Source organism: Ruegeria sp. CI8 (assembly GCF_056536865.1).
The window spans coordinates 132,329-156,801 of sequence record NZ_JBQFQL010000004.1 but is presented as its reverse complement, the minus strand read 5'-3'; the positions used below and the strand labels follow the sequence as shown (position 1 = coordinate 156,801).

The window sequence follows — 24,473 nt, the reverse complement described above, 5'->3', positions numbered from 1 at the left end:
TGCCTTATCCGCCGGTCATGGGCGGGAAAAAGGCCACTTCGCGGACGTCGGCCAGGGGCGCGTCGAAATCCGACAGCTCCTGATCCAGCGCGACCCGCAGGGCGGAGATGTCGGCAAAGGCCGCGGCATAGCGGTCTTCGCGGGCGCTGAGTTCCGCCACCAGATCGGAGACCGTGGCCGCAGTGGTTTCGACCTTTTCCTTTGGCACGCCGATCCGCTCGCGGACCCAGGCGAAATACAGGACATCCATGCGTCAGCCCTCCTTCAGATGGGGCATAGCTTTACGTAGGTAGTCGTAGCCGGTGATCAATGTCAGCGTCGCCGCAATCCACAGCAGCCACAAGCCGATGCGGCCCGACCAGAACATGCCATACAGCTTCCATTGCAGGCCCGAGATGTCCTCGACCTGGCCCGACAGGATCTGGTCGATCAGCGCGGCATCCATGCCGAAGGTGGACATGACGAAATAGTGCTCGAATATGCCCTGCGAAAACAGCACGGCGATCGCCACCATCTGCGCGGTCGTCTTCCATTTGGCCAGCTTGGTGACCTTGAGCGTTCCAGCCACGTCGCCCAGATACTCGCGCAGGCCCGAGACGAAGACCTCGCGGAACAGGATCACGGTGGCGGGCAGCACCAGCCAGGGCGTCCAGTGCTCGGTCGAATAGCCGACCAAGATCATCAGCGCGATCACCACCATCGCCTTGTCGGCGATCGGGTCCAGCATTGCACCCATCTTGGTTTCCTGCTTCCACGCGCGCGCCAGATAGCCGTCGAACCAATCGGTTATGGCCGCCGACAGGAACAGGATCAGCGCGAACCAATCCGCGTAGGGCCGTGTGAAATACAGAAACATCACCGCCAGGCCGGGCGCGGCCAGTAGGCGCAGCAAAGTCAGAATATTCGGCAGGTTCCACTTCATGCGCTGGACCCTACAACCATGGCCGGGAACAGAAAAGACGGCACAATAAAAAACTGCCAAGAACACAGGTGTTTGGACCACGACAGGTCAGACCGTCGCAGGCGGAGGATCGACGACCGTTTCCCCCTTGGCGCGGCGCGAAGAACGGGTCAGGTTGCGCGGGTATCGGCACATCAGGAAAGATCCGCCCCGTGACCTCACATATCAGAACCGATGCGCGCGCCAATCTGATCGGCAGCGCCTGGATGATCGCGGCCATGGCCGGGTTCGCCCTGGAGGACGCGCTGTTGAAAAGTGCCGCCAAGGTGCTGCCCATCTGGCAGGTTCTGGTGCTGTTCGGACTGGGCGGGGCGTTGATTTTCGCCGGGGTCGCGTTGATTCAGGGGCGGCGGTTGCTGCACCCCGATGTCCTGTCCAAGCCGATGAAGATCCGAGTGCTGTTCGAAGTCTTCGGCCGCCTGTTCTATGTGCTGGCCATCGCCCTGACGCCGCTGTCCTCGGCCACAGTGATCCTGCAGGCCACGCCGCTGGTCGTGGTAGCGGGTGCCGCGCTGTTTTTCGGGGAAACCGTCGGCTGGCGGCGCTGGAGTGCCATTCTGGTCGGACTGATCGGAGTGGTGATCATCATCCAGCCGACCGGAGACAGTTTCTCGGCCCTGTCCATTCTTGCGGTACTGGGAATGCTGGGCTTTGCCGGCCGCGATCTGGCCAGCCGCGCCGCCCCCGCCACGTTGGGCACCACCGTTCTTGGGTTTTATGGCTTTCTGTCAATTGTCGTCGCCGGTGGACTGTACCGGGCTTTCGAAGGCGCCGCCGCGGTGCCGGTGGACGCCCGAGCCGCCCTGCACCTGACTGGAGCCGTGGTGATGGGCGCGGTGGCCTATTCTTCGCTGATGCTGGCCATGCGGACGGGTGAAGTGTCGGCCGTAACTCCGTTTCGCTATACCCGCCTTCTGTTCGGCATCGGGCTGGGCGTACTGATATTCGACGAGCATCTGGACCAGACCATGTGGCTGGGCAGCGCGCTGATCGTGGCCTCGGGGCTTTACATCCTGTGGCGCGGGCGCCAGCGGCCTCAGCCCTTTTCGTGAAAGAAATCATAGACCTTCTGCGCCAGACCGGCCGAGATCCCGTCCACGGCCTTCAGATCCGCCAGATTGGCACGGCTGACCGCCTTTGCGCTGCCGAAATGCGCCAGCAGGGCGCGTTTGCGGGACGCGCCTACGCCGGGGATTTCATCCAGAGGCGTCGCTCCCATCGCCTTGGCCCGTTTGGCGCGGTGGGTACCGATGGCAAAGCGGTGCGCCTCGTCCCGTAGCCGCTGAATAAAATACAGCACCGGGTCGTTACGCTTCAGGGCAAAGGGGCGCTGGCCGATGCGGTGGAACTCTTCCTTGCCGTGGTCCCGATCGACGCCCTTGGCCACACCGACCATCGGGATGTCCTCGACCCCGTGTGCCTGCATGATCTCGTGCACGGCGCTCACCTGCCCCGCACCCCCGTCGATCAGCAACAGGTCGGGCCACAGGCCCTTGTCGCGGTCGGGGTCCTCTTTCAGCAGGCGGGTAAAGCGGCGGGTCAGCACCTCTTTCATCATGCCGAAATCGTCGCCCGGCGTCAGGTCGTCGCCGCGAATGTTGAACTTGCGGTAGGCGTTCTTCATGAACCCCTCGGGCCCGGCCACGATCATCGCGCCCACTGCGTCGGTGCCCTGGATATGCGAGTTGTCATAGACCTCGATCCGGTTCGGCGGCGCGTCCAGATCAAAGGCCTCGGCCAGGCCGCGCAGCAGCTTGGCCTGCGTCGCGCTTTCCGACATGCGGCGCGCCAGCGCCTCGCGCGCGTTTCGCAGCGCGCCCGAGACCAGCTCGAGCTTTTCGCCCCGCTGCGGCACCAATATCTCGACCTTGCGACCGGCCTTTTCCGACAGGGCTTGCTGCATCAGGTCCGCGTTCTCGATCGCGTCCGACAGGATCAGTTGGCGCGGCGGTTCCTTGTTGTCATAGAACTGGCCCAGAAAGGCCTCCATCACCTCGGCCGGCGAGACGTCGGGCCCGACCCGCGGATAGAAATCGCGGTTGCCCCAGTTCTGGTTGGCGCGGATGAAGAACACCTGAACGCAGGCCTGACCGCTGTCCATGTAGAGGCCGATCACATCCGCTTCGGCCACCCCCCGCGGGTTGATGCCCTGCGCCGTCTGCACCTGCGTCAGCGCGCGGATCCGGTCGCGCAGGGCGGCGGCGCGCTCGAACTCCATCGCGTCCGAAGCCTCCTGCATCTGCGCGGCCAGTTCCTCTTGGATTCGGGTCGAGCGTCCGGACAGGAACCGCTCGGCGTCGCGCACGCTTTCGGCATAGTCGGCCTGCGAAATCATGCCCACGCACGGCCCCGAGCAGCGCTTGATCTGATAGAGCAGGCAGGGCCGGGTGCGACTGTCGAACATCGAATCCGAGCAGTTGCGCAGCAGAAACGCCTTCTGCAGCTGGTTCAGCGTGCGGTTCACCGCGCCCGCACTGGCGAAGGGGCCGAAATAGGCACCTTTGTCTTTCTTGGCCCCACGATGCTTCTTGATCTGCGGAAATGGATGGTCCTTGGCCACCAGAATGTTGGGAAAGCTTTTGTCGTCGCGCAGCAGCACGTTGTACTTGGGCTTGAGCTGCTTGATCAGGTTCTGCTCCAGCAGCAGCGCCTCGGTCTCGGTCCGAGTGGTCAGGAACATCATCGACGCGGTCGAGGCGATCATCCGCTCGATCCGGCCGGAATGTCCCGGACGGGTGTAGTTCGACACCCGGGCCCGCAGGTTGCGCGCCTTGCCGACATACAGAACCCGGCTGTCCGCATCCAGCATCCGATAGACACCCGGCGAACTGTCCAGCGTCTTCACGTATTTCTGGATGCAGGCATAGCCGGTCGGCTGAGGCTGGGATTGAGGGGCGCTGTCGGCGGTCATGAGAGAGAGATACGATTCTCTGACCGTGGCTGCAATCTTGCGCGCCTCAGATCAAGAGAAAACAAATCCACGATTCTTGTGGATAACTGTGCGGACAACTTTCCCTGCACCGTGATTTTTCCTTGAATCCTTGTGTTTTCACTGCGTTGCACAATAAATAGGCACAAATTCAATGCATTGATTCTAAACGATATTTTTATTCTCGCTTTACAAGTGTATGAAAAAAAAGACATTTTTGTAACGAACCTGTAACAGGATCGAGAGCGGTGCAAAACTTGCAGGGGCAATACCTATTCAAGGCCCACTACATCAGGCGTTTGCCAGCCCAGATGCTGGCCGCCATCAACGCACAAAAGCTGGCCCGTGACCGCATGGGCGTCCAGAAAATACCCAAGAGCCGCGTTGATATCCGAGGGGTTTGCACCGCGTTCCAGGACCGTGTTTTCGCGTTGGGTCTTGAAGTGCTGGGGACTTTGCCGATGTCCCTGCAGGGTTGGACCCGGCCCAATGGCATTGACGCGAATGGCCGGCGTCAGTGCCTGGGCCGCCGTCCGGGTCAATGCCCATAGCCCCATCTTGGCGATGGTGTAGGACATGAACTCAGGCGTCAGTTTGCGCACCCGCATATCGACCATATTCACGATCAAGCCGGTCGCGACGGGTTCGTCATTCTCATCCATCTCGGGTTCCAGACCCTGGCTTGCCATGGCCTGCGTCAGCACGAAGGGCGCGCGCAGGTTGCTGTCCATGTGGCGATCCCAGCTTTGCCGGGTGGCAGTCCGGATGTTGTCGTATTCGAAGATCGACGCATTGTTGACCAGACAGGTGATCGGACCGCCCAGCGCCTCGGCCGCGCGCGGCAAAAGGGTCTGCACCTGATCCTCGTCCAGCAGATCGGCCTGCAGCGCCACGGCATTGCGGCCCATCGACTGGATCTCGGACACGGTCTCGGCGGCGGCTGCGCCCGAGGTTGCGTGGTGTACGGCAACATCCATGTCACGTTTCGCCAGGTACAACGCCATGGCCCGCCCCAGTCGAATGCCGGCGCCGGTCACCAGTGCTCGGGTCATGTAGGGGCTCCTTTCAGTCAGATCAGGCCAACAGGATCACGACGTATGTGACGTAAAGCAGCGTCAAGATGAACCCCCAGACCCGGGTGATGTCTTGCTTGAAGAAGACGAACGGGATCAGCAGCAGGGACGAGCCCAGCATGACCCAAAGATCGAATTGCAGGAATTCGGGGTCCACGGGGATGCGCCCGAACAGCGTGGCGATACCGACAATGCCCAGAAGGTTGAACATGTTCGAACCGATGACGTTGCCCAGAGCAACATCGGCCTGCCGGCGCAACGCGGCCATGACGGTGGTCGCCAGTTCGGGAAGCGAGGTTCCGACCGCGACCAGCGTCAGCCCGATCACCGTTTCACTGACCCCGTAGGTCCGCGCAATGATGGTCGCGTTGTCGACCAGCAGATGCGCGCCCATCGGCAGGCCAATCAGCCCCAGCACCAGATACAGCGACACCTTCCAGTACGGCATGTCCGGGTCGGCCTCTTCCAGCGCTTCCAGGTCCTGCTCTTCCGAGCAGGAGTTGCGATGCGCGTGCGCTTCTCGGAAGGCGTTGAGCAGGATCAGAGCCAATCCCGCCAGCAGGATTGCCCCGCTGAACAGGTTGAATTCCCCGCAAAAGGCCAAACCGATGAACAGAACCGAGGCCAGCAACATGAAGATGTAGTTTCTGCGCGTGTTGCATTCGCTGCTGTGGATCGTTGCCAGCAAGGCCGGCAAACCCAAGACCAGAAGGATGTTGGCCGTGTTCGAACCGACGACATTGCCCAGCGCGATACCGGGCGCATTTTCCTCGATGGCCTTGATGGCAATCAGAAGCTCAGGCGCCGAGGTGCCGAAGGCCACGATCGTCAGGCTGACGATCAAGGCAGGAACACCCAGACGCAGGCTGAGATTCACCGCACCCCGCACCAGCGCGTCACCGGCCAACAGCAGGATCAACAAGCCAAGACCGGAAAGCAGCCAGGCCGTCATCGACGCCCTCCTTGCTCACATTTGCAGGGGCCCTTGCCGATCCGGAACCGACCGCAGCGCGGACATTTCGCGGAATTCAATCGCTGTTGACCGGGAAAGCGCAGCTTTCCGAACATCGCCAGGACCCCCATGGCAACCAGAAACAGAATGACGACCTTGACGATCACGTCACATACCAAAGCGCGCGTAGGCCGCGCGCTCCTCAAGCAGGGAAATGGCATCCTGCGCCATGTCCGTTCCGAACCGCGACCAGATCGGTCGGCGCAACCCGTAGCGCCGGAATTTGACCTTGTCGCCAAACACTTCCTGCATCTTTGGCTTGAGATGCGCGATGCCGTCGATCAGCCCAAGTTCATGCGCACGCCGCGCCAGCCAGATTTCACCGGTAAACAGATCGGCGGCCTCGTCCAGACGACTGCCGCGCCGAGCTTTCACATAGGCAATGAAATTCTGGTGGATGTCCTCCAACAGCCCCTTGAGACGCGCGACATCCTCTTCTTTCTCCGGAGAGAACGGGTCCAGCATCGATTTGGATTTCCCGGCGGTGTGCACGCGCCGCTCGATCCCTTGCCGGGCCAGAAACACATGGGCTCCGAACCCCGAAGAGATGACCCCGATCGACCCCAGAACCGAGCTGTCATCCGCCCAGATCTCGTCCGCCGAAGCCGCAAGCCAATAACCACCCGACGCCGCCACATCCTCGACAAAAGCATGGACTGGCACCTTGAACTCGTCGGCCAACCGCCGGATCCGCGCACCGATCAGCGAGCTTTGCACCGGCGATCCGCCCGGCGAATTAATCTCGAGCGCGACGGCGGCAGGTTTTCCCTTGCGGAAGGCTTTTTCCAGAACCGGCGCCAAAGAGGCATCGTTCAGCGAGGCTCGGCCAGCCATTCCAATGGCTCCGGACAGGCGAACGACAGCCACGGTTGGCTGCTTGTTGAGAAACGGCAGGCTGAGTTTCATGGGTGCCGATGTAGAGTGCGTCCGCCCCTTAAACAAGGGACCCCACCTGCCATGAACGTGACGTGAACCAAAATCCTGTTCAGCCACGGCAAAAATGCAACGCCCTAGCTCCGGATGCGCCACCCGGTTTTGAAGATCCAACCGATGACCGCCAGGCAAAAGCCGGTAAAGGCCAGGATCGCCAGAAGGCTAAGCAGAATGGGCACGTCCGAAAGCCCGTAAAACGACCAGCGAAAGCCCGAGATCAAATAGACCACCGGGTTGAACAACGAGATCGTCTGCCACACCGGCGGCAGCATCGAAATCGAGTAGAACGTGCCGCCCAGAAAGATCAGAGGCGTCACAACCAGCTGCGGTACCAACGACATCTGTTCGAAATTGCTGGCCCAGATCCCGATGATGAAGCCCAGCAGGGAAAAGCTGAGGCAGGACAGGATCAGAAAGGCGGCCATCGCGAAGGGGTGCTCGATGCGGATGTCCACGAAGAACGTGGCGGTGGTCAGGATCACCAATCCCACGAACAACGCCTTGGTCGCGGCGGCGCCCACATAGCCGATCACGATCTCGATGAAATTCACCGGAGCCGAGAGCAGTTCGTAGATCGTGCCCAGGAACTTGGGGAAATAGATGCCAAAGGACGCGTTCGAAATCGACAGCATCACCACCGACAGCATGATCAGCCCCGGCACGATGAAGGCGCCGTAGGAGACGCCCTCGACCTCCTGGATGCGACTGCCGATGGCAGTGCCAAACACCACGAAGTACAGCGAGGTCGACAGAACCGGTGACAGAAAGCTCTGCGCGAGGGTGCGGAAGAACCGGGCCATTTCGAACCGGTAGATGGCGGCGATGGCGGACCAGTTCATGCGGCATCTCCGGACACGAGGTTGACGAAAATCTCTTCCAGGCTCGATTGCCGGGTCTGAACGTCACGCAACACCAGCCCCGCCTCGGCCACGTCATTCAGCAAAGTGGTGATGCCAGTGCGATCGGCATTGGTGTCGTAGGTATAGATCAGCGCATCGCCCTGCCCGTTCAGCACCAGATTGTGGTGGGCCAGACTGCCGGGAATGTCCGAGATCGTGCGGGTCAGCATGACCTCGATCTGCTTCTTGCCCATCTGCGCCATCAAGGTGTTTTTGTCCTGCACCAGCATCAGTTCGCCCTTGTCGATCACACCAATCCGGTCGGCGATGGCTTCGGCCTCTTCGATGTAGTGGGTGGTCAGAATGATGGTGACACCGGCAGCCTTCAACTCGTCGACGATGGCCCACATGTCCTTGCGCAGTTCGACATCCACACCGGCGGTGGGTTCATCCAGAAACAGCACCCGCGGCTCGTGCGCCAGCGCCTTGGCGATCAGCACCCGCCGCTTCATGCCGCCCGACAGTTCCTTGATCGCGTTCTTGCGCTTGTCCCACAGCGACAGCTTGCGCAGGATCTCTTCGATCCGGGCACTGTCCTGCCCATAGCCGAACAGACCGCGCGAAAACCGTACGGTGTTCCAGACCTTCTCGAACGGCTCCAGCGCAATTTCCTGCGGCACGAGGCCGATCATGCGCCGGGCTGCACGAAAGTCCGTGAGGATGTCGTGCCCCCCTACTGTGACGGTCCCAGACGTGGGCGTGGTAATCCCGCAAACCGTCGAGATCAGGGTTGTCTTTCCCGCCCCGTTCGGGCCGAGCAGGGCCAGGATCTCGCCCTCTTCGATGTCCAGCGATACGCCTTTCAGCGCTTCGAACCCGCCGGCATAGGTTTTGCGCAGATCCTTGATCGAAAGAATTGTCGTCATGCGTTTTCCCAGTTCTGGCCGGGACAGTATCGCGCCAAAGGATTGCCGAACAGACCAAATCCGCACAGTCCTCTGCGCGCAAACGCAGGTTTCACTCGCGCCCGGTCAGGCGACCCAGCCAGCCTTTCTTTTCCCCTTCGGGAGTGTCTTCGCCGCCCTCTTCCGGCTCTGCAGGGCCTTCGAAATGCTGCTGAAGGTTCGAGAAGAACTGGTCAGCCATCTTTTTGGCAAAGCCGTCGATCAAACGGCTGCCTAGCTGCGCCAGCTTTCCGCCAACCTTGGCATCCACGTCATAGGCCAGAACCGTTCCACCGCTGTCACTGGCGCTGAACGTGACACTGGCGCTGCCCTTTGCAAAACCCGCCGCCCCGCCTTTGCCCTCACCGGCGATGGTCAGGCTTTGACCCTCAACCATGTCGGACATCGTGACGGTGCCTTTGAACGTGGCCTTTACCGGCCCGACCTTCTGCACCACGGTCGCCTCGTAACCGTCCGTCGGATTGCCCGAAACCTCTTGCGCACCGGGCACGCAGGCTTTCAGCACCTCGGGGTCCAGCAGGGCCGCATAGACATCGGACGGCGCCGCCTGAATTTCACGCGTGTCACTCATTTGCATGGGACCACTCCCCTTTTTTGAAATGTCTGATATTCGACCAAAGACCTATCCACGAACTGCCGTTGCGGCAACCGTGTTCCACACATTATCCGCCGCCCCCGGAATCCTGAGCCCGCATGTCGGCAATCCGTTTCTGCACCAGTTCCAGATGCAGACGGGCATCATACTGCCCTTGCCGGTAGGCCGCTGGCAGCCGTAGGTCCGCCAGCTTTTCGTCCAGCACCTGCAATTGGCCTTGCATCCGCGCGAGGTCTTCCGCGGAAGGGTTGTCGGCCAGGTCCTGTTCGATCAGACGAATTTCCGGGTAGTGCTGCCAGACACGCCATCGTTGGAAATAGGCGTAGATGCGTGGCAACAATCGGACCAGCGGTAGGACAATGAAAAAGAACGGCAGGAACAGAAGGAAAACCCGATTGACCTGCGCCGCCACCCAATAGGGCAACCAATCATGCCAGGTGGATGGCCCTTCAAGTATCAGCTGCCGCGCGGTGTTGTTGAGAGGCAATGCGGTCCCTTCGATCCCCGGAAAGGCCCCGGGGTCATTGATGATGCCCTGAGCCTCGTGCAGGGCGATCGCCGCCATCGTCAGCCGGTTGACCAACGCCGGATGCAGTCCCGGCCGCACGACCAGTCGCGCCTCGAGAGCGATCAGATCAACCGGGCGCGGCGGTAAAACCGGGTTCAGCGACATGCCTCCGGTCGGTACGGTCACCACGGTGGCATAGGACAAACGACGCGAAATCGCCTCGACATGTTCAAGGTTCAGCACCTTCAGTCCCGGCACCTCGTACGCGGCCAGCAGGTAGGGGGCTTCGATCGGCGCAACAAAGACGGCGATGTCCAACGTTCCGTCCAGCAAGGCGTCGGCCGCCTGGTCATAGGGCAGTGCAACATGCACGTTATCCTCTTGGGCCAGCCCGACCGCGCGCTCGAAGTCGCGGAATGCGTCCGCGGTGCCGGACCCGGGCGCACCGCTGTTGATGCTCAACCCACGCCATAACGCGGGATTGGGCGGAATCCACGCATCCTCGCGCGCCATGAAAATCATCGGCTCGAAAAACACCGTCCCGATGGCCTGCGCCCGATCCGGGTCAACTTCGATGCCGCCCTGCAAGAAGGCCACATCCACAGCCCCGTCTTCCAGGAGACGCGCATTTTCGACCGACCCTGCGGTTTCGACGATCTCGAGCCGAATGTCATCCTCGGCAAGGATATCGGAATAGTCCTGCGCCACTTCGATATAGGCACCACCCGCCGGTCCGGCTGCCATGCGCAGGTCGCCGGGTGGGTGCAGCAGAAGGATGATTGCCGCCAGAACCGCCAAGACCATGGCGGCACTGATCGTGATCCAAAGACGCATCCTACCCCTCGCTGATCCACCCCGGACAGCACGCTACGCCGCTGGCCCCAAGCTGGCAAGTATTCCGATGTGTTTGTTGATTTTTCCCGTTCCGGATCAGACCGATGCCAGACGCCGCGTCGCTGCCGGTCGGTCTTGCATTCCTGCTGGGCCCCGGCCAGCATCGCCGCGAGGGAGTGCTGCTCATGCTGAACGGAATCCGTGTTGTCGAAATCGAGGGTCTTGGCCCCGGCCCGTTCGCCGCCATGATGCTGGCGGATCTGGGGGCCGATGTCGTGACCATCCACCGCAAGGGGGGCGCCGTCACACCCGGCATGCCGGACCGATCCGTGCTGGACCGGGGCAAGCGCTCGATCGCGCTCGACCTCAAGGACCCCGGCGACCTCGAAACCGCCCGGCGCCTGATCGCAACTGCCGATGCGTTGATCGAAGGCTTCCGCCCCGGCGTGATGGAGAAGCTGGGCCTGGGGCCCGAAGCCTGCCACGCCCTGAACCCGGCGCTGGTCTATGGCCGCATGACCGGCTGGGGCCAGGACAGCCCGCTTTCCGACACCGCAGGACATGATCTGAACTACATCGCCCTGTCGGGGGCACTCTGGTACGGCTCACCACCCGGCACCGAACCGATGACCCCGGCCACGCTGGTCGGCGATATCGGCGGCGGTGCGATGTATCTGGTCACCGGCATACTGGCCGGGCTGCTGAACGCGCGCGCAACGGGCACAGGCACGGTGGTCGACGCCGCCATCTACGACGGGTCCGCGCATATGATGAGCCTGCTGATGAGCTTGCGCCAGACCGGCAACCTGTCCGACACGCGCGGCCAGAGTCTGCTGGACGGCCCGCATTGGAGCCGCACCTACGCTTGCGCGGATGGCGGCTTTGTTTCGGTCCAATGCCTCGAACCGAAATTCTATGCCCAATTCCTCGAAATCCTCGGCCTGTCCCAAGACCCGGCGTTCCAGCAACAATATGACAGCACGCTCTGGCCAGACCTGACCCGGCGCCTGGCGGAAATCTTCGAAACCAAACCGCGCGACCATTGGGCCAAACTGTTCGAAGGCTCAGACGCCTGCGTCGCACCGGTGCTCAGCCCCGACGAGGCCGCAACCCATCCGATGAACACCGCCCGCCAAACCTGGCGCGCGGCCGACGGCACCCTGCAGGCCGCCGCCGCCCCGCGCTTCTCCGCCCATCAATGGCAGCCGAAACCCAGCCCGACCCGCGGCCAACACACGATCGAAATTCTGAACGAACTTCAGGCTCTCAAAAAGACCTGACACATCCTTCATCTGGCCAACGGCCAAGGGGGGCTGGCCCCCTCCCGCGCCGCCTACCCGCCGCGCACCGTGTCGATCATCAACTGCACGTTCTCCGGGTCGGCATCCGGCGTGATCCCGTGACCCAGATTGAAAATATGCGGCCCCTTGGAAAAGGCGCGCAGGATGCGGCGGGTCTCATCCACCAGCGCCTGCCCGCCGGTGACCATGTGCGACGAGGCCAGGTTGCCTTGCACGCAGCCATCCACCTGCACATGTTCGGCCGCCCATTCCGGCGCAACCGAGTTGTCCAGCGCCACGCAATCGACACCGGTGGCCTTTGCGAAACCGACATAACCCTCGCCCGCCTCACGCGGGAAACCGATGACGGGAATGCCCGGGTGGCGTTCCTTGAGCGCCTGGGTGATGATCCGGCACGGCTCGACCGCATATTTGGTGAAGGCCTCACCTTTCAGCGACCCGGCCCAGCTGTCGAAAATCTTGACCACCTCGGCCCCCGCTTCGATCTGAGCCGACAGGTATTCGATCGTGGCCGCGGTGATCCGGTCCAGCAACGCCTCGAACAGCGCGGTGTTTTCCTCACGCAGGGCGTGGGCAGGGCCCTGATCAGGGGTGCCACGCCCGGCAATCATGTATGTCGCAACGGTCCACGGAGCGCCGGCAAAGCCGATCAGGGTCGTTTCGGACGGCAGCTCGCGCGACAGGATGCGCACGGTTTCATAGACGGGCGACAGGGTCTCGTGAATCGCATCAACCGGCTTCAACGCATCGAAATCCGACTGCTGCGTGATCGTCGACAGGCGCGGCCCTTCGCCGGTGACGAACCAAAGATCGGCACCCAGCGCCTGTGGCACCAGCAGGATGTCGGCAAACAGGATCGCGGCATCGAACCCATAGCGGCGGATCGGCTGCAACGTCACCTCGGCCGCCAGATCGGGGGTGTAGCACAGCGACAGGAAATCGCCCGCCTGTTCCCGCGTCGCGCGGTATTCCGGCAGATAGCGTCCGGCCTGTCGCATCATCCAGATCGGCGGCGTGTCCAGTACCTCGCCCGCCAGCGCCCGCAGCAGTTTCTTGTTCTCGGCCATGTCAGCCCCCACTATTCCGGTTTGCGCAACGGGTCCGCCTTCAGCGGCAAAATGTCAAGCGTGGCCCCCATTGTCAGGGCAATGTGACGCGACTAAAGCTGTGCCCATGACTTTGACCCTGCCCACCCCCGCATCGCCGCTGAAGATCGGCACCCGTGGTTCGCCGCTGGCGCTGGCCCAGGCCCATGAAACCCGTCAGCGGCTGTGCGATGCCTTCGATCTGCCGGAACAGGCGTTCGAGATCGTGGTGATCAAGACCACCGGCGACAACCGCGCCATGATCGACGCGGACCGCCCGTTGAAAGAGATCGGCAACAAGGGTCTGTTCACCAAGGAAATCGAAGAGGCGATGCTGGCTGGCGATATCGACATCGCCGTGCACTCGACCAAGGACATGCCCGTCGAACAGCCGCAGGGGCTGGTGCTGGACACGTTCCTGCCGCGCGAGGACGTGCGCGATGCCTTCATCTCGCCCCGCCTCAACTCGATCCATGACCTGCCCGAAGGCGCGGTCGTCGGCACCTCGTCGCTGCGGCGGCGGGCCCAGTTGCTGCACCGCCGACCTGATCTGAACGTGGTCGAGTTCCGGGGCAACGTACAGACCCGCCTGAAGAAGCTGGCCGATGGTGTGGCCGAATGCACGTTTCTGGCCATGGCCGGCATCCGCCGCCTGAACATGCAGGACGTACCTGCCACTGCGATCTCGCCCGACGACATGCTGCCGGCCATCGCGCAAGGTACGATCGGCATCGAACGTCGCGCGGACGACCATCGGGCCGCCGAGATGCTGGAGGCCATTCATCACTCTGAAACGGCCTGTCGTTTGGCGGCCGAGCGCACGTTGCTGGCCGCGCTGGACGGGTCCTGCGAAACTCCGATTGCCGGTCTGGCCGAACTTGCCGATGGGCAGTTGCGCCTACGCGGCGAGGTCCTACGCCCGGATGGATCGGATGCCATCAGTGAGAGCGAGACCGGTTCGACGGAGGACGCAGCGGAAATGGGCCGGGCCATGGCGGCAAAACTGCTGCACCGTGCCGGGCCCGGATTCTTCGAGTGGAGAAATTTGTAAAAAAGTTTCTGCGAATGTGAACTGCTTCACTGTCGCCCCGGTTGAAATCGGGCATCAATGTGTCATCCCGATTGGGAATGTGGATCAGTCTCGAGTGTATCGAAGTTTTAGTTCGTGATTTTGTAGATAGTATTCGAGGGGGCGAGACTGAGAACCCTGTCCGATCGAAACGGGTCGTGCCTTTGAAAAAAGGCGCGGCCCGTTTTGACTCTGCGGCTCGCAATGGGTCCCTGTCATCCGGGAAACCGGTGCACGTTGCCATGATGACTGAACATCGCCTGGCCCGAGCGGATGTCGAACCGGAAATCAGCCGACCGTCCCGGCAAGGCCGCATAGAACGCGCGCAGGCCCGGTTCGACCAAGCCTGCTTGGGCGCCGCAGGCTTCGCTCAAGCGCTGTATTTCGTCGTGAGACCGCCGTGCACGTATCGCAGTGATCAGATCCTGATGCATCTCCTGCAGCTTCTGGAAATCCGCGCTATGGGCCAACACGCTGTCACCGACCAATGCAAAAATCGGCTCCAATTCGGTCTTGCCTTTCAGATGAACAAGCCCAGCTTCGAGCATCGCGAGATCGACGCCAGCGGCCTGTGAGACTGAGCTTGAGACCAGGATATCATATTCGACCTGGCGGCAACTCTGCTCGATTCGAGCGGCGACGTTGACCACATCTCCGATCACCGTGTAGTTGAATCGCCGCCGCGAGCCGATGTTGCCGACACAGGCCATTCCCGTGGCGCATCCTGTCGCCAATGCGATCGGAGGATGCCCGCGCATCGTGTCCGAAGCATTGAACTCGGCCAGAGCTCGCCGCATCTGCAACGCAGCCTGTGCCGCCAGAAGCGGGTGCCGCTCCACTGGAACCGGCGCGTTCCAAAACGCCATGACCGCATCCCCGATGAATTTGTCGATGGTGCCTTTTTCGTGCAGGATCCTGTCTCCGATGACCGAGAACAGTTCATTGAGCAGCGCGACCAGATCTGTGGCCGACACCCGCTCGGACAACGGTGTAAACCCGCGAATGTCCGAGAACATGACCGTGATTTCCTGCGTTTCACCGCCCAGTTGCAGTTGGTGCCCGGTTGCATCCATCTCGTCCAGGATCTCGGGCGCGACATAGTGCGAGAAGATCCGCCGGATCACCCGCTTTTCCCGCTCGGTCGATATGAACAGATAACCGGACAACAGCCCGAAATTGGCCATCCCGCCGGCAAGCGGGAAGGTTGCATCGAACAGCACGGACTGGTTCTGAAACGCCAACCAACTGACCCCGACAACCACGGCCGCCGCGATGCCGCCGGCCATGAACGAGGCAACCGCACCGAAACTGGACATGACGACCGTGACGACGACTCCAAGGATGATGAAAGCCAGAAGCTCGAGGGCGGCAGTGACATCCGACCGGGTCAGCATGTCGCCCAGCAGCGCCTGCTCGATGACTTGGGCGTGGATGGAGACGCCGGGAACGGACTCTCCCAACGCAGTCTGATGCATGTCGAACAGACCTGCCGCCGACGTTCCGATCAATACGATCCGGCCTTCGATCTGGCTGCGCAGAACCGGATCATCTGCGGATTGCAGTATGTCATTGGCCGACAGGTAGAGCCCAGGATCATCCGGTCTGTACCTGACCCAGACCTCTCCGTTTTCCGTTGTGGGCAGGACCAGACCCGCCAATTCGACCGACAGCACGATGCCGGCCTCGCCCTGAGCCCCTTCGATGAAGATCACCGGCTCGCCCGTCGCGACCCTCAGAGCCTCCAGCCCAAGTCCGGGCAGAACACCGCTTGGCCCCTGCCACAACACCGGAACCCGACGAACCACGCCCGTGCCGCCCAAAGGTGAAACATTCACACCGCCGATCCCGGTTGCATCCCGGTCCAGCGGTGGCGCCAGCGGAGTCCAGTGGGGCACGGACACCAGCCCGGCGGCCGGGTTTTCGCCGATCTCCACGATCCCGGCCTTCGGGGCAATGTCCTGATCCCCTCCGGTCAATCGCGCCGCCACACCCATCACGACGGGCCAGTTCGAAACCTCGGCCCCGAACAAGATGTCATTGTCCAGCTGGGCGGCTTCCTTTTTGGCGCTGAGAATGTCAGCCAGGGCCGGATCACTCAGCAGCCGCGACGGTGAGTACCGATCGGGCTCGGCGAACAACATGTCAAAAGCGATTGAAGCGGCGCCATACTCGCCCAAACGCTCGACCATCTGCGTCAACAGGGTCCGGGGCCAGGGCCATTGGCCCCAATTCTCGAGCGACGTTTCGTCGATATCGACGACCCGGACCGGCAAATCGGGATCGAAGGCGCGCGGGGACAACCGCTGCAACACGTCGAAAAAGATCAGCCGGGACATGCGGACCGGATAAGGGTCCAGTACCCGCAGCAGACAACCAAACAGGATCAGACCCAGGCCCACCAGCCGAAAAGCACGGCGCCGTCCGGCTTTCTCGTGCTGCCTGACACTCACGTCAACCTCTGCTCGCCGGCAACGACATGGACAACGCTCTAGCCATCGCCGCCGGACCCAAAGACACCGCCGCCAGTATCCCGCCGATCATCGACAGTTTCGGGCCGGTCGCCCGGCCTGTCGAACTGCCCGACCGGATCCGGTTGTTCGGGCGGCGCGGCAACCGCTGCCTTGACCTGCCTCTGCGGCGGAGCGGACCGGCGCGGTTCGGGCGCGTCCGATTTTGCGCGCGGCGCAGGTTGGGATTCACCCGAGCACCCTTCTACATCCACCTGCAAAGGCGGCTTGAGGTCTTTCTGCGACTGAATGAAAGGAAAACCGCTGACCACGGCCTTGTCATACATCGCCTGATCGACCGGGCGCCCGACCGCACCACGCTGGCTGGTTGCATACAAGCTGCAAATCCGACCCGTTGATCGGCAAGAGCCGCCGAGGCCACACATCTGAACCGTGCCGTGCAGCACGAGCATCGCGCTTTGGTTTCCCGGCGCGATCCACATGTCAAATACCGTGCCCCGCACCGCCATGGTGGCCGTCGGCGTCTTGATGGAGTAGGCGCCTTTCCTGCTTTTGCCCGAGATGAACCGGAAGCTTCCACCCAGCGCCTCGACAGCAAAGCTTTTAGCCTTGCGGTTGCCGCGCAACATCTTCACGTCCAGAACCATCCGCGCATTGGGACCAACCGCGATCTTCGTGTCATCCACAAAGACAAGCTGAACCACGCCATTCGCATCCGTGACGATCGAGTCGCCGGACAACACCTCCATCCCATTACGCAGGGGCAGCGTTTTGCCGCCACGGGTCACGTCCGCCCCCTGCTTCACGCTGATTACGGTTCCGATATTTGCCCAGCTGAGGGCAGGAACGCAAAGAACGAAAAAACCAACCAGAACAATCTTCAACCAAGCCAAAATGCCAGCCCTTCCCCCAAAGGTTACTGTCGAGCGCGGATGCGCTCACTGCCCGGCCAGCCTCTGAAACTGTTTTTTTGGATCAATCAAAATGACTAAAATCTTAGCAAATATGCATCCATTGGCATGTAATTGGCAAGTTTTCTGTTCTTATGCCTTTTCAGCGGAGAAGCTGAGCCGCCGAGTTCAGTCAAAAGAAACGGCCGTTTCTGCAACTCAAACCACCTGGCACTGGTGATCCAGCAGAGCGCGTTCCAACGCCAAAGGCAGGCAACCTCTCCAATTGGTTCAGCCGTTTGCGGCACCCATCATTTTGCAGATGCAGTTCCCTACCGCACCTGGCTCGCCCAAATTTTTGTGTCCGATTACGTACTCTGGCCGCGCGTACATTCTCAGGCCAACCGACGTTGGGACAGCGAAACCAAATCGAAGCAGAACGCGAATCCACGCATGGTTCTTGAAAATCCAACAGCAAGACATAGTGACCACGCCTTTGCCCAAGCGGGTGCAGACCCAAGCGATTCCAAGCGTTTTCAAGGGCTTCGCCCAATCCGGCAAAAATTTCCGATGGTGCAGGAATTGGCCTTGTATTTCCGTCGCTTGCACGGCTATACCCGTCGGCGGAGACGTGGCCGAGTGGTCGAAGGCGCTCCCCTGCTAAGGGAGTAGGCGGGAAACCGTCTCGAGGGTTCGAATCCCTTCGTCTCCGCCATTACCCATTAATACGGCTAAGATAGTGAAGGGCTTGCTTGCAAGTTCTACTCCTTTGCCGCGCGCCTTCGCCGGTGCTCCGCCAGCTTCAAGCACCGTTTGGCTGATGATCCGCCAACGGGCCCCAACACTCAGCGTTTCAACAACAGAATAAAGAAGATCCCTCCCAAAAGACCCGTGACGACGCCAACTGGGATGTCCTCCGGGGCCATTGCAGTTCTGGCGACCACATCCGCCCATAGAAGAAACAAACCACCCAGAATTGCCGACAGAGGGACGACGCGTCGATAGTCTCCGCCAACAAAGAACCGCACGATATGCGGAACCATCAGACCGACGAAGCCGATCATGCCCGAGAAGGCCACCATGACTCCGGTGATCAGCGCGCCAGCTGCAAAGACACCAAGCCGAAACCGCGCCACCGCAATACCCAACGAGCTTGCAGTCTCATCCCCGATGGTCATCGCGTTCAGCCTGGCGGCCTGAAGCCACAACCAGGTGCCGCATGGCAGCACGATCGCCAGCGGGTAGATCAGGTATGACCATTGAGCCAACCCCAACCCGCCCAACATCCAGAACACGACCGTATGGGCCGCCTTGGGATCGCCGAGGAAAATCAGAATGTTGGCGCCAGCCATGATGACGAAAGACACCGCCACACCGGTCAGGACCAGGCGGTCCGCGCTTGTGGCGCCGGCCCAGCGGGCAACGCTCAGGACCGTCAGCGTGGCCGCCAGGGCACCCAGAAACGCCATGACCGGCACGGTCAGAAGCCCCAGAAACAAGCCGGTATGCAACAAGGCAAGAATGGCTCCAAACGCGCCGCCGGCCGAAATGCCCAGCAGGTGCGGATCGGCCAGCGGGTTTCTTGTGACCGCCTGGAGGGTGGCCCCGACTATCGCCAGTCCGGCCCCGACCATGACGGCAAGCAAGGCGCGCGGAAAACGGATTTCCCAGATAATCGCGGCGCGGCCCTTTGACCATGTCGGCTCGTCCGAGGATAGGCCGGCTTCGTGCAGCAACACTCCCCAGACGGTCTTGGTGGGCACCGAAATGGCCCCCACCGAGATCGCAAAGGACAAGGACACGACCAACACGACCAGCCCCACCAGCATCGCTGCCCAGAGCGGAAGTACCCGGCGCGCCTGCACTACGCGCATTTAGTTGCCGACCGAGGCAGCCGGGCCCCAAAAGCCATGGGCGAGCTTCCGAACCGCCTTTATGTTGCGCGGTCCGGGTGTGGCCTCGACATATTCCAGGACCACGAAACGATCGTTCTTGACCGCGTCCAGATCTGCAAATGCAGGATTATTGACCATGAAGTCCCGCTTCTGCTCGGCGGCGACGTCGCCATAATTGACGATCACAATGACTTCGGGGTTGCGATCGACGACTTCCTCCCAGGTGACGGTCGCCCAGCTTTTCTCGAAATCATCCATGATGTTGACGCCGCCTGCGGCCTCGATCAGAGCGGTCGGCATGGCATAGCGGCCGGCAGTGAACGGCGTATCCTCGCCGCTGTCATAGACAAAGACACGCAGCGGTTCGTCCGAAGGATTCAGGCTGAATGTGATCTCAGCAAGTTCGGCCTTATATCCCTGGACCAGCTTTTGCGCCCTGTCTTCGACACCGAAGATACGACCGAGGTTCAGAAGATCGTTGTACATGTCGCTCATGCTGGCTTTGGGCTTGTCGCCGATATGGATGCAGCTTTCAGTCAGTTCGTAGACTTTGATCCCGAAAGGTTCGAGCGTCTCTGGCGTCACCTCGCCACCCACTTTCATCCCGTAGTTCCAGCCCGCGAAATAGAAATCGGCATCTGCGCCGACCAGCACCTCTTTGCTGGGATACTTGGCCGACAGCTCGGGCAGTTGCTGCACTCCGGCGCGCATGTCCTCGTCCAACGTCTTCCAGCCGGAAATGCCGGTATATCCCACCATTCGGTCGGCCAGGCCCAGCACCAGCATCATTTCCGTCAGGTTCACGTCGTTCGAGATCGCCGCCTTGGGCGGTTCGTCAAAGGTGACGGTTCGATTGCAACTTTGCACGGTGGTTTCCGCGATCGCGGTATTGGCGGCCAAAGCCAAGCCCAGGACTAGGGTGGTCGGTTTCATTCCAAGCTTCCTTCTGGTTGGGGATTGGGGAGTTGATAGGTCAGGTGAGGTTTGTGACTGAGGCTGAGTTGCTCTTGCCGGGCGGTGACATCGAACGTGTCAGAGACCAGCCTGTCACTCAGCACTGTCTGGGTTGGGCCAAAGCCGCAGGGTCGACCGTTCTTCAGAATCAGAACACGGTCGCAGACATCGGCGGCCAGGTTCAGATCGTGCAGCGAGGTGACGATCGTCAGGTCGAGGTCCCGGATCAGCCGCAACACCTCTAGCTGGTTGCGGATGTCCAGGTGGTTGGTAGGCTCGTCCAGCACAAGAATCCGGGGTTCCTGGGCAAGGGCGCGCGCGACCATCACACGCTGACGCTCGCCGCCGGACAGAGTGGCCAGCCCACGGTCGGCAAACCCTTGCAGATCCATTCGGTGCAGCGCGGATTCGATGATCTGGTGGTCACGACTGCCGGGCGTGGACAGGCCCAACCGGTGCGGCACCCGCCCCAACGCCACGATGTCGCGCACGGTCAGCGCGAAATCCGAGGGCTGCTCCTGCAGCACGGCGGCAACCTGACGCGCCAGCGCCCTGGGGGCCATTCTTTTGACGGACCCGCCGTCCACCAGAATGTCGCCCGAGGACGGACGGTGATAGCCGTAGATCATCCGCAGAAGGGTTGTCTTGCCGGCACCGTTCGGCCCCAAAACCCCCATGACCTGCCCGCGCATCAGCGCAAAACTGGTCTCGTGCAGCACCAACGGCGCTCGTTTTCGCGGCGCCCAGGTGACGGCATCCACCGACAGCAAAGGCGCACTCATGAGGCGCAATCCGCATTTTCCGAAGACGCAGCCATCGCGGCTGGAATGCGGGCCAGTGTTGCGTGGCGAAGCCCGGCCGGGCGGTCGACCGAGCTGCACCATCCATCGCGCAACTGCTCGTAGAGCCGCGCGAATTCCACGAATGCCCCGGTCTCTTCAGACGTCAGCCCGCCAAACAGGTAAGATGCCTTGCCCGGCCCGTGATAGGCGACGGTACAGGGTCGGGTGCACCCGGCCATGCAGGCGGCACCGGAAACGTCAAAACCTGCCAAACCGTCGTCTTCGGCCAGCGCGGCGCGCAATCGTCCGATCAGGTCAGGCCCGGGGCGTACGGCTGCGCCCTTAGGTCGGCAAGATAGGCAAACCGTGATGTGATGTGTTGATTGTCGGTTCATTTCGCCCTCCGCGAAATCGCGGGGCGGAAAGGGAACCAGTCATGTCAGCGGCGTAAGCCGAAAATGCCATCTTGGCCTCCTTCCGGGACACCCCGCCCGGGTTGAGTTGCGTTTGATGATGGCAGGTCTCCTGACTCGCGGTGTATGGCTTGCCCCGCCTTCCCAGACCTATCGGCCCAGTGGCATCCGGGGGTCGCACACCGCCTACAGTTGCGGGGGCAGTCACGGAGTTGGCGTCAGAACGGCGCCGCACCGTATTCCCTTTTACCCGACCGGCGAAACGATCGGGAACCATCAGCGCCAATCTCATCCATGAATCGGGTTGCACTGTCAACGACGTTCTGGGCGGGTGCGAAAGGGAGGCATCCTGGCGACCCTTCGGCACCACCTGAGCGACAGACCGGGCGGAGAATTATGTCGTTTTGACCAACTGGATTAAGATAGCTCGGAAGGTCCCGAAACACGGCGGCGCAAGCGGGCTGACTGCCAAGCCTCCGTGAACGGCCTCGCCTTTTCCCTTTGAATGCAGAAGCCTATCGTTGGCAAGCTTACAAAATTTACGCGCGGAAAAATCATTGATTTATCTTGTGATTGATTCAAACATACGAATTCGACACAACTTTAGCTTTACCTCCGTTGTTGTCGCTGTCGCCCGTTTCGTCGGGCCCTTCCGACTGCTGGAGTGAGTGCTGGCGGTCGGAAGGCATTTCACGAAGATCAGCGTTGGGAGGACGCGGTGCCCGGACTTAACGTACGAACCCTTCCTCGAAACTTCGCACCGGTTTTTACCCATGACGTCATTGCGTCAGCACGCTTTGTTCACGGTCCCGGGGATCGGCAGAATATCTGTCTGCCAGCCATGTCATTGGCCGCAAAATCGGGGACCGCATAGACGTGAGCGCGCAAAATAAGACCACCTGTTCCAAAAGTATCAACAAACCCAAGAGGAGAAGAAAGTGATTAACAAAGTCATGATGATTTCAGGCGCGACGTGTTTCGTACTGCTAGCGGCCTGTGACGACACCAGCACGTCAAGCACACCTGCCGAACTGACGCCCGCTCAAAAGGCGTGTCTGCGAGACGTGGCCAAAACAACCAACAATTCGCAAGTGGTCGTGCTCTCATCCGCGTTCAGCGAGGCTGGAACACAAGTCACCGTTGGGGTTGGCGAGGATCGGGCTCCGTGGAATTGTATTGCCTACAGTGATGGCGCGACAGCCGGTATTGAGTTCCTGGGCGACGAAGGCGCGTTGTGACCAGTTTGATGCGTAGCCGAAATCGGCTGCGCAGCGCTGGCTTGATACTCTGAGGTCCGGCATGGTCTGCAGAATAACCATCATCGCGTTTGCGACCCTTTACCTGCTGGCGTTGTTTGCGTTCCTGACCGGTACCTTTGGCTGGTTCGGACAGGAACGAGACCCGTTGTCCGGCGTGTTCCTTTTGCCGCTGGGACTGCCTTGGGTCCTTGCGGTGGACCTTTTCTCAGAGTCGGCCAAACCGTGGCTCGCGGCAACTGCACCGGTGCTCAACCTGTTGGCACTGGTTTTGATATGCAAATGGGCACGCGGCTTGCGCCAGGAATAAAGGCGGAACTCTTTCCCACCAAATGGGAGGAAAACATGGGTAAAGTGATCTTGGGGCTTGTGATCGGGCTCATCCTCGGCGTGGTTGGAGCGATGACCTTGGGCGGCGGGGCCGCGATGGGTGTCGGCGTTGCGACAGGCTTGTCCGCCGGTGTGTGCACCACATTGAAGGGAGCTCAGGCCGAGAACCTGATCACCGCCGAACAAGCAGATCAGATCCTCAATCGCGTGAACTCCGAGATTGCGTCATTGCAAGGAATTGAAACGACTGACGAGATCGTCGGCAGCGCACAGGCATGCGACGAGTTTCTGGCAGAATTGCGGGAAGCGCAGTGAGGTTCCCGCCGACAAGAAACACAACACTTAGGATAGATCGACAGAGGACCTGCTTATGAAACGCAGTTTTTTGAACCTTTTAATGCCCGCCCTTGCAATCAGCGGAACGGCCGCCCTGGCCATGTCAGACGCCGACGACGCGTGTATCGACCATCTGCGACAGGTCGGTGGACCGGACGGTCAATCCGGTACGATCGAAAGCTCACAGTTCTCGGAAGCCGGCACGCTCGTCATGCTGCGTGACGCCGGCGGAACACTTTGGCGCTGCATTGCGTACAAGGACGGAAGCATTGGCGAGATGTCGGTTGTCGAGGCGATGGATGATGGTGGCGGAGCCATGGACGGCGCTTCCGGGTCTACAGGTAGCCAGCGCGTCACATTCGATGCCGGATCCACCGGCGCCGAGCTCGTCGGCCAACTCGCGCCAGGGGAATCGCAGCAATACGTTCTTGGCGCGAAGAACGAACAGTTCCTTTACGTCCGCGTTGCTCCCCGAAATGGATCCTTGGACTACGTCATTCGCAACCCCGATGGGTCTGAATTGCTGGGATTGATGTCTGCGGACAAGGAGTATCGCGGACAGCTGTGGCAATCCGGCGATCATGTTGTCGAGGTCATCAACCGCGGCAGCTCTGCCGTCGACTACAACGTCATTTTTGGAATTGAGTAGGTGATCGACCTGAAACCCTGAACCGCATTTCCAAAACAACCGGGGAAAAACAGATGAAGTCCAAGACCCTAGTGGCGATCGGCGCGGTCAGTGTCTCTGTGCTTGCAGGATGCGGCGAAAGTGGCGGATCAGTGGAAGCAAGTGCACCGATTGTGGGCAGTTCCAGCGATCTGTCGTCATTTGAAGGCGCAAGAGCGGGTCAGGCTGAAATGGGCATTCAAAGTCTCGGGTTTGAACTCATCCGAAGCGAAGGGCTGACCTCGTACTGGTTCAACAAGGAGACCGGTGCTTGTGCTCGGATCACGACATCTGAGGGAAGATACTCGGACGTAGCGATGCTGCCGTCAGGTGACTGCTGACACACATTCATCAATCCCAAATCTGCAAAAAGGAGCT

General features: G+C 61.0%; 25 protein-coding genes, 1 tRNA gene and 1 riboswitch. Of the genes, 9 read left to right on the top strand and 17 right to left on the bottom strand.

Annotation, left to right across the window (positions count from 1 at the left end):
- Positions 1-4: 4 nt before the first annotated feature.
- Positions 5-250: a molybdopterin converting factor subunit 1 gene (moaD, locus tag ACR0DA_RS15875; RefSeq protein ID WP_170373119.1), complete on the bottom strand. Its 246-nt coding sequence runs from the start codon at positions 248-250 to the stop codon at positions 5-7.
- A gap of 3 nt (positions 251-253) precedes the next feature.
- Complete coding sequence (gene pgsA / locus ACR0DA_RS15870; RefSeq protein ID WP_480754848.1) at positions 254-922, bottom strand: CDP-diacylglycerol--glycerol-3-phosphate 3-phosphatidyltransferase; 669 nt, start codon at positions 920-922, stop codon at positions 254-256.
- Positions 923-1,113: 191 nt separating this feature from the next.
- On the opposite strand from pgsA, the gene ACR0DA_RS15865 reads away from it, so the two are divergent.
- A complete protein-coding gene (locus ACR0DA_RS15865; RefSeq protein WP_170359982.1) occupies positions 1,114-2,013 on the top strand; it encodes a DMT family transporter in 900 nt (299 codons plus the stop codon).
- Here the strand turns inward: ACR0DA_RS15865 and uvrC are convergent.
- From uvrC to ACR0DA_RS15825, 8 genes are all read right to left on the bottom strand, one after another.
- Positions 1,998-3,872, bottom strand: coding sequence for an excinuclease ABC subunit UvrC (gene uvrC, locus ACR0DA_RS15860; RefSeq protein WP_480754846.1), 1,875 nt, complete (start codon positions 3,870-3,872; stop codon positions 1,998-2,000). The two genes, ACR0DA_RS15865 and uvrC, sit on opposite strands and share 16 nt — an antisense overlap.
- Positions 3,873-4,162: 290 nt before the next feature.
- The gene (locus ACR0DA_RS15855) at positions 4,163-4,942 is read right to left on the bottom strand and encodes an SDR family oxidoreductase (RefSeq protein WP_480754844.1); all 780 of its coding nucleotides are present in this window, start codon (positions 4,940-4,942) and stop codon (positions 4,163-4,165) included.
- 22 nt (positions 4,943-4,964) lie between these two features.
- Entirely contained in the window at positions 4,965-5,915 is a 951-nt protein-coding gene (locus ACR0DA_RS15850) for a calcium/sodium antiporter (RefSeq protein WP_170365514.1), read from the bottom strand.
- A gap of 168 nt (positions 5,916-6,083) precedes the next feature.
- Complete coding sequence (locus ACR0DA_RS15845) at positions 6,084-6,881, bottom strand: S49 family peptidase (RefSeq protein WP_170365516.1); 798 nt, start codon at positions 6,879-6,881, stop codon at positions 6,084-6,086.
- A gap of 104 nt (positions 6,882-6,985) precedes the next feature.
- Positions 6,986-7,747: an ABC transporter permease gene (locus ACR0DA_RS15840; protein ID WP_093963579.1), complete on the bottom strand. Its 762-nt coding sequence runs from the start codon at positions 7,745-7,747 to the stop codon at positions 6,986-6,988.
- Positions 7,744-8,673 carry an ABC transporter ATP-binding protein gene (locus ACR0DA_RS15835; RefSeq protein ID WP_170343068.1) on the bottom strand — a complete coding sequence of 310 codons (930 nt, stop codon included), beginning with the start codon at positions 8,671-8,673 and terminating at the stop codon, positions 7,744-7,746. The genes ACR0DA_RS15840 and ACR0DA_RS15835 overlap by 4 nt, the downstream gene beginning before the upstream one ends.
- 91 nt (positions 8,674-8,764) lie before the next feature.
- The gene (locus ACR0DA_RS15830; RefSeq protein WP_170359973.1) at positions 8,765-9,289 is read right to left on the bottom strand and encodes an SRPBCC family protein; all 525 of its coding nucleotides are present in this window, start codon (positions 9,287-9,289) and stop codon (positions 8,765-8,767) included.
- Positions 9,290-9,374: 85 nt separating this feature from the next.
- Positions 9,375-10,649 carry a TAXI family TRAP transporter solute-binding subunit gene (locus ACR0DA_RS15825; RefSeq protein WP_480754842.1) on the bottom strand — a complete coding sequence of 425 codons (1,275 nt, stop codon included), beginning with the start codon at positions 10,647-10,649 and terminating at the stop codon, positions 9,375-9,377.
- Between the two features lie 185 nt (positions 10,650-10,834).
- Between ACR0DA_RS15825 and ACR0DA_RS15820 the strand changes: the two genes are divergently transcribed.
- On the top strand, positions 10,835-11,929 hold the full coding sequence (locus tag ACR0DA_RS15820) for a CaiB/BaiF CoA transferase family protein (protein WP_480755037.1): 1,095 nt from the start codon (positions 10,835-10,837) through the stop codon (positions 11,927-11,929).
- Between the two features lie 53 nt (positions 11,930-11,982).
- Here ACR0DA_RS15820 and hemE read toward each other — a convergent pair whose 3' ends face one another.
- Positions 11,983-13,017, bottom strand: coding sequence for a uroporphyrinogen decarboxylase (gene hemE, locus ACR0DA_RS15815; RefSeq protein WP_170372378.1), 1,035 nt, complete (start codon positions 13,015-13,017; stop codon positions 11,983-11,985).
- A gap of 106 nt (positions 13,018-13,123) precedes the next feature.
- Here hemE and hemC point away from each other — a divergent pair, with 106 nt between their 5' ends.
- A complete protein-coding gene (hemC, locus tag ACR0DA_RS15810) occupies positions 13,124-14,086 on the top strand; it encodes a hydroxymethylbilane synthase (protein ID WP_170369880.1) in 963 nt (320 codons plus the stop codon).
- Between the two features lie 233 nt (positions 14,087-14,319).
- On the opposite strand, the gene ACR0DA_RS15805 is transcribed toward hemC, so the two are convergent.
- Complete coding sequence (locus ACR0DA_RS15805) at positions 14,320-16,554, bottom strand: CHASE2 domain-containing protein (protein WP_480754840.1); 2,235 nt, start codon at positions 16,552-16,554, stop codon at positions 14,320-14,322.
- Between the two features lie 38 nt (positions 16,555-16,592).
- The gene (locus ACR0DA_RS15800; protein WP_480754838.1) at positions 16,593-17,465 is read right to left on the bottom strand and encodes a FecR family protein; all 873 of its coding nucleotides are present in this window, start codon (positions 17,463-17,465) and stop codon (positions 16,593-16,595) included.
- Positions 17,466-18,087: 622 nt separating this feature from the next.
- Between ACR0DA_RS15800 and ACR0DA_RS15795 the strand changes: the two genes are divergently transcribed.
- Positions 18,088-18,177, top strand: a tRNA-Ser gene (locus ACR0DA_RS15795).
- A 130-nt stretch (positions 18,178-18,307) separates the two neighbouring features.
- Here ACR0DA_RS15795 and ACR0DA_RS15790 read toward each other — a convergent pair.
- The 4 genes from ACR0DA_RS15790 to ACR0DA_RS15775 are packed head-to-tail and all read right to left on the bottom strand — an operon-like array spanning position 18,308 to position 21,488.
- On the bottom strand, positions 18,308-19,336 hold the full coding sequence (locus tag ACR0DA_RS15790; RefSeq protein ID WP_480754836.1) for a FecCD family ABC transporter permease: 1,029 nt from the start codon (positions 19,334-19,336) through the stop codon (positions 18,308-18,310).
- On the bottom strand, positions 19,337-20,290 hold the full coding sequence (locus ACR0DA_RS15785) for an ABC transporter substrate-binding protein (protein ID WP_170601071.1): 954 nt from the start codon (positions 20,288-20,290) through the stop codon (positions 19,337-19,339).
- Entirely contained in the window at positions 20,287-21,093 is an 807-nt protein-coding gene (locus tag ACR0DA_RS15780; protein ID WP_480754834.1) for an ABC transporter ATP-binding protein, read from the bottom strand. The genes ACR0DA_RS15785 and ACR0DA_RS15780 overlap by 4 nt, the downstream gene beginning before the upstream one ends.
- The gene (locus ACR0DA_RS15775; RefSeq protein WP_170452149.1) at positions 21,090-21,488 is read right to left on the bottom strand and encodes a DUF1636 family protein; all 399 of its coding nucleotides are present in this window, start codon (positions 21,486-21,488) and stop codon (positions 21,090-21,092) included. The genes ACR0DA_RS15780 and ACR0DA_RS15775 overlap by 4 nt, the downstream gene beginning before the upstream one ends.
- 103 nt (positions 21,489-21,591) lie before the next feature.
- Positions 21,592-21,799, bottom strand: a riboswitch (cobalamin riboswitch).
- A gap of 645 nt (positions 21,800-22,444) precedes the next feature.
- Here ACR0DA_RS15775 and ACR0DA_RS15770 point away from each other — a divergent pair.
- From ACR0DA_RS15770 to ACR0DA_RS15750, 5 genes are all read left to right on the top strand, one after another.
- Positions 22,445-22,744: a hypothetical protein gene (locus ACR0DA_RS15770; protein WP_480754832.1), complete on the top strand. Its 300-nt coding sequence runs from the start codon at positions 22,445-22,447 to the stop codon at positions 22,742-22,744.
- Between the two features lie 61 nt (positions 22,745-22,805).
- The gene (locus ACR0DA_RS15765) at positions 22,806-23,072 is read left to right on the top strand and encodes a hypothetical protein (RefSeq protein ID WP_480754830.1); all 267 of its coding nucleotides are present in this window, start codon (positions 22,806-22,808) and stop codon (positions 23,070-23,072) included.
- Entirely contained in the window at positions 23,045-23,407 is a 363-nt protein-coding gene (locus tag ACR0DA_RS15760) for a hypothetical protein (RefSeq protein ID WP_480754828.1), read from the top strand. The genes ACR0DA_RS15765 and ACR0DA_RS15760 overlap by 28 nt, the downstream gene beginning before the upstream one ends.
- A gap of 55 nt (positions 23,408-23,462) precedes the next feature.
- A complete protein-coding gene (locus ACR0DA_RS15755; protein WP_170440216.1) occupies positions 23,463-24,077 on the top strand; it encodes a hypothetical protein in 615 nt (204 codons plus the stop codon).
- 53 nt (positions 24,078-24,130) lie between these two features.
- A complete protein-coding gene (locus tag ACR0DA_RS15750; protein ID WP_170391759.1) occupies positions 24,131-24,436 on the top strand; it encodes a hypothetical protein in 306 nt (101 codons plus the stop codon).
- The last annotated feature ends 37 nt before the right edge of the window (positions 24,437-24,473 follow it).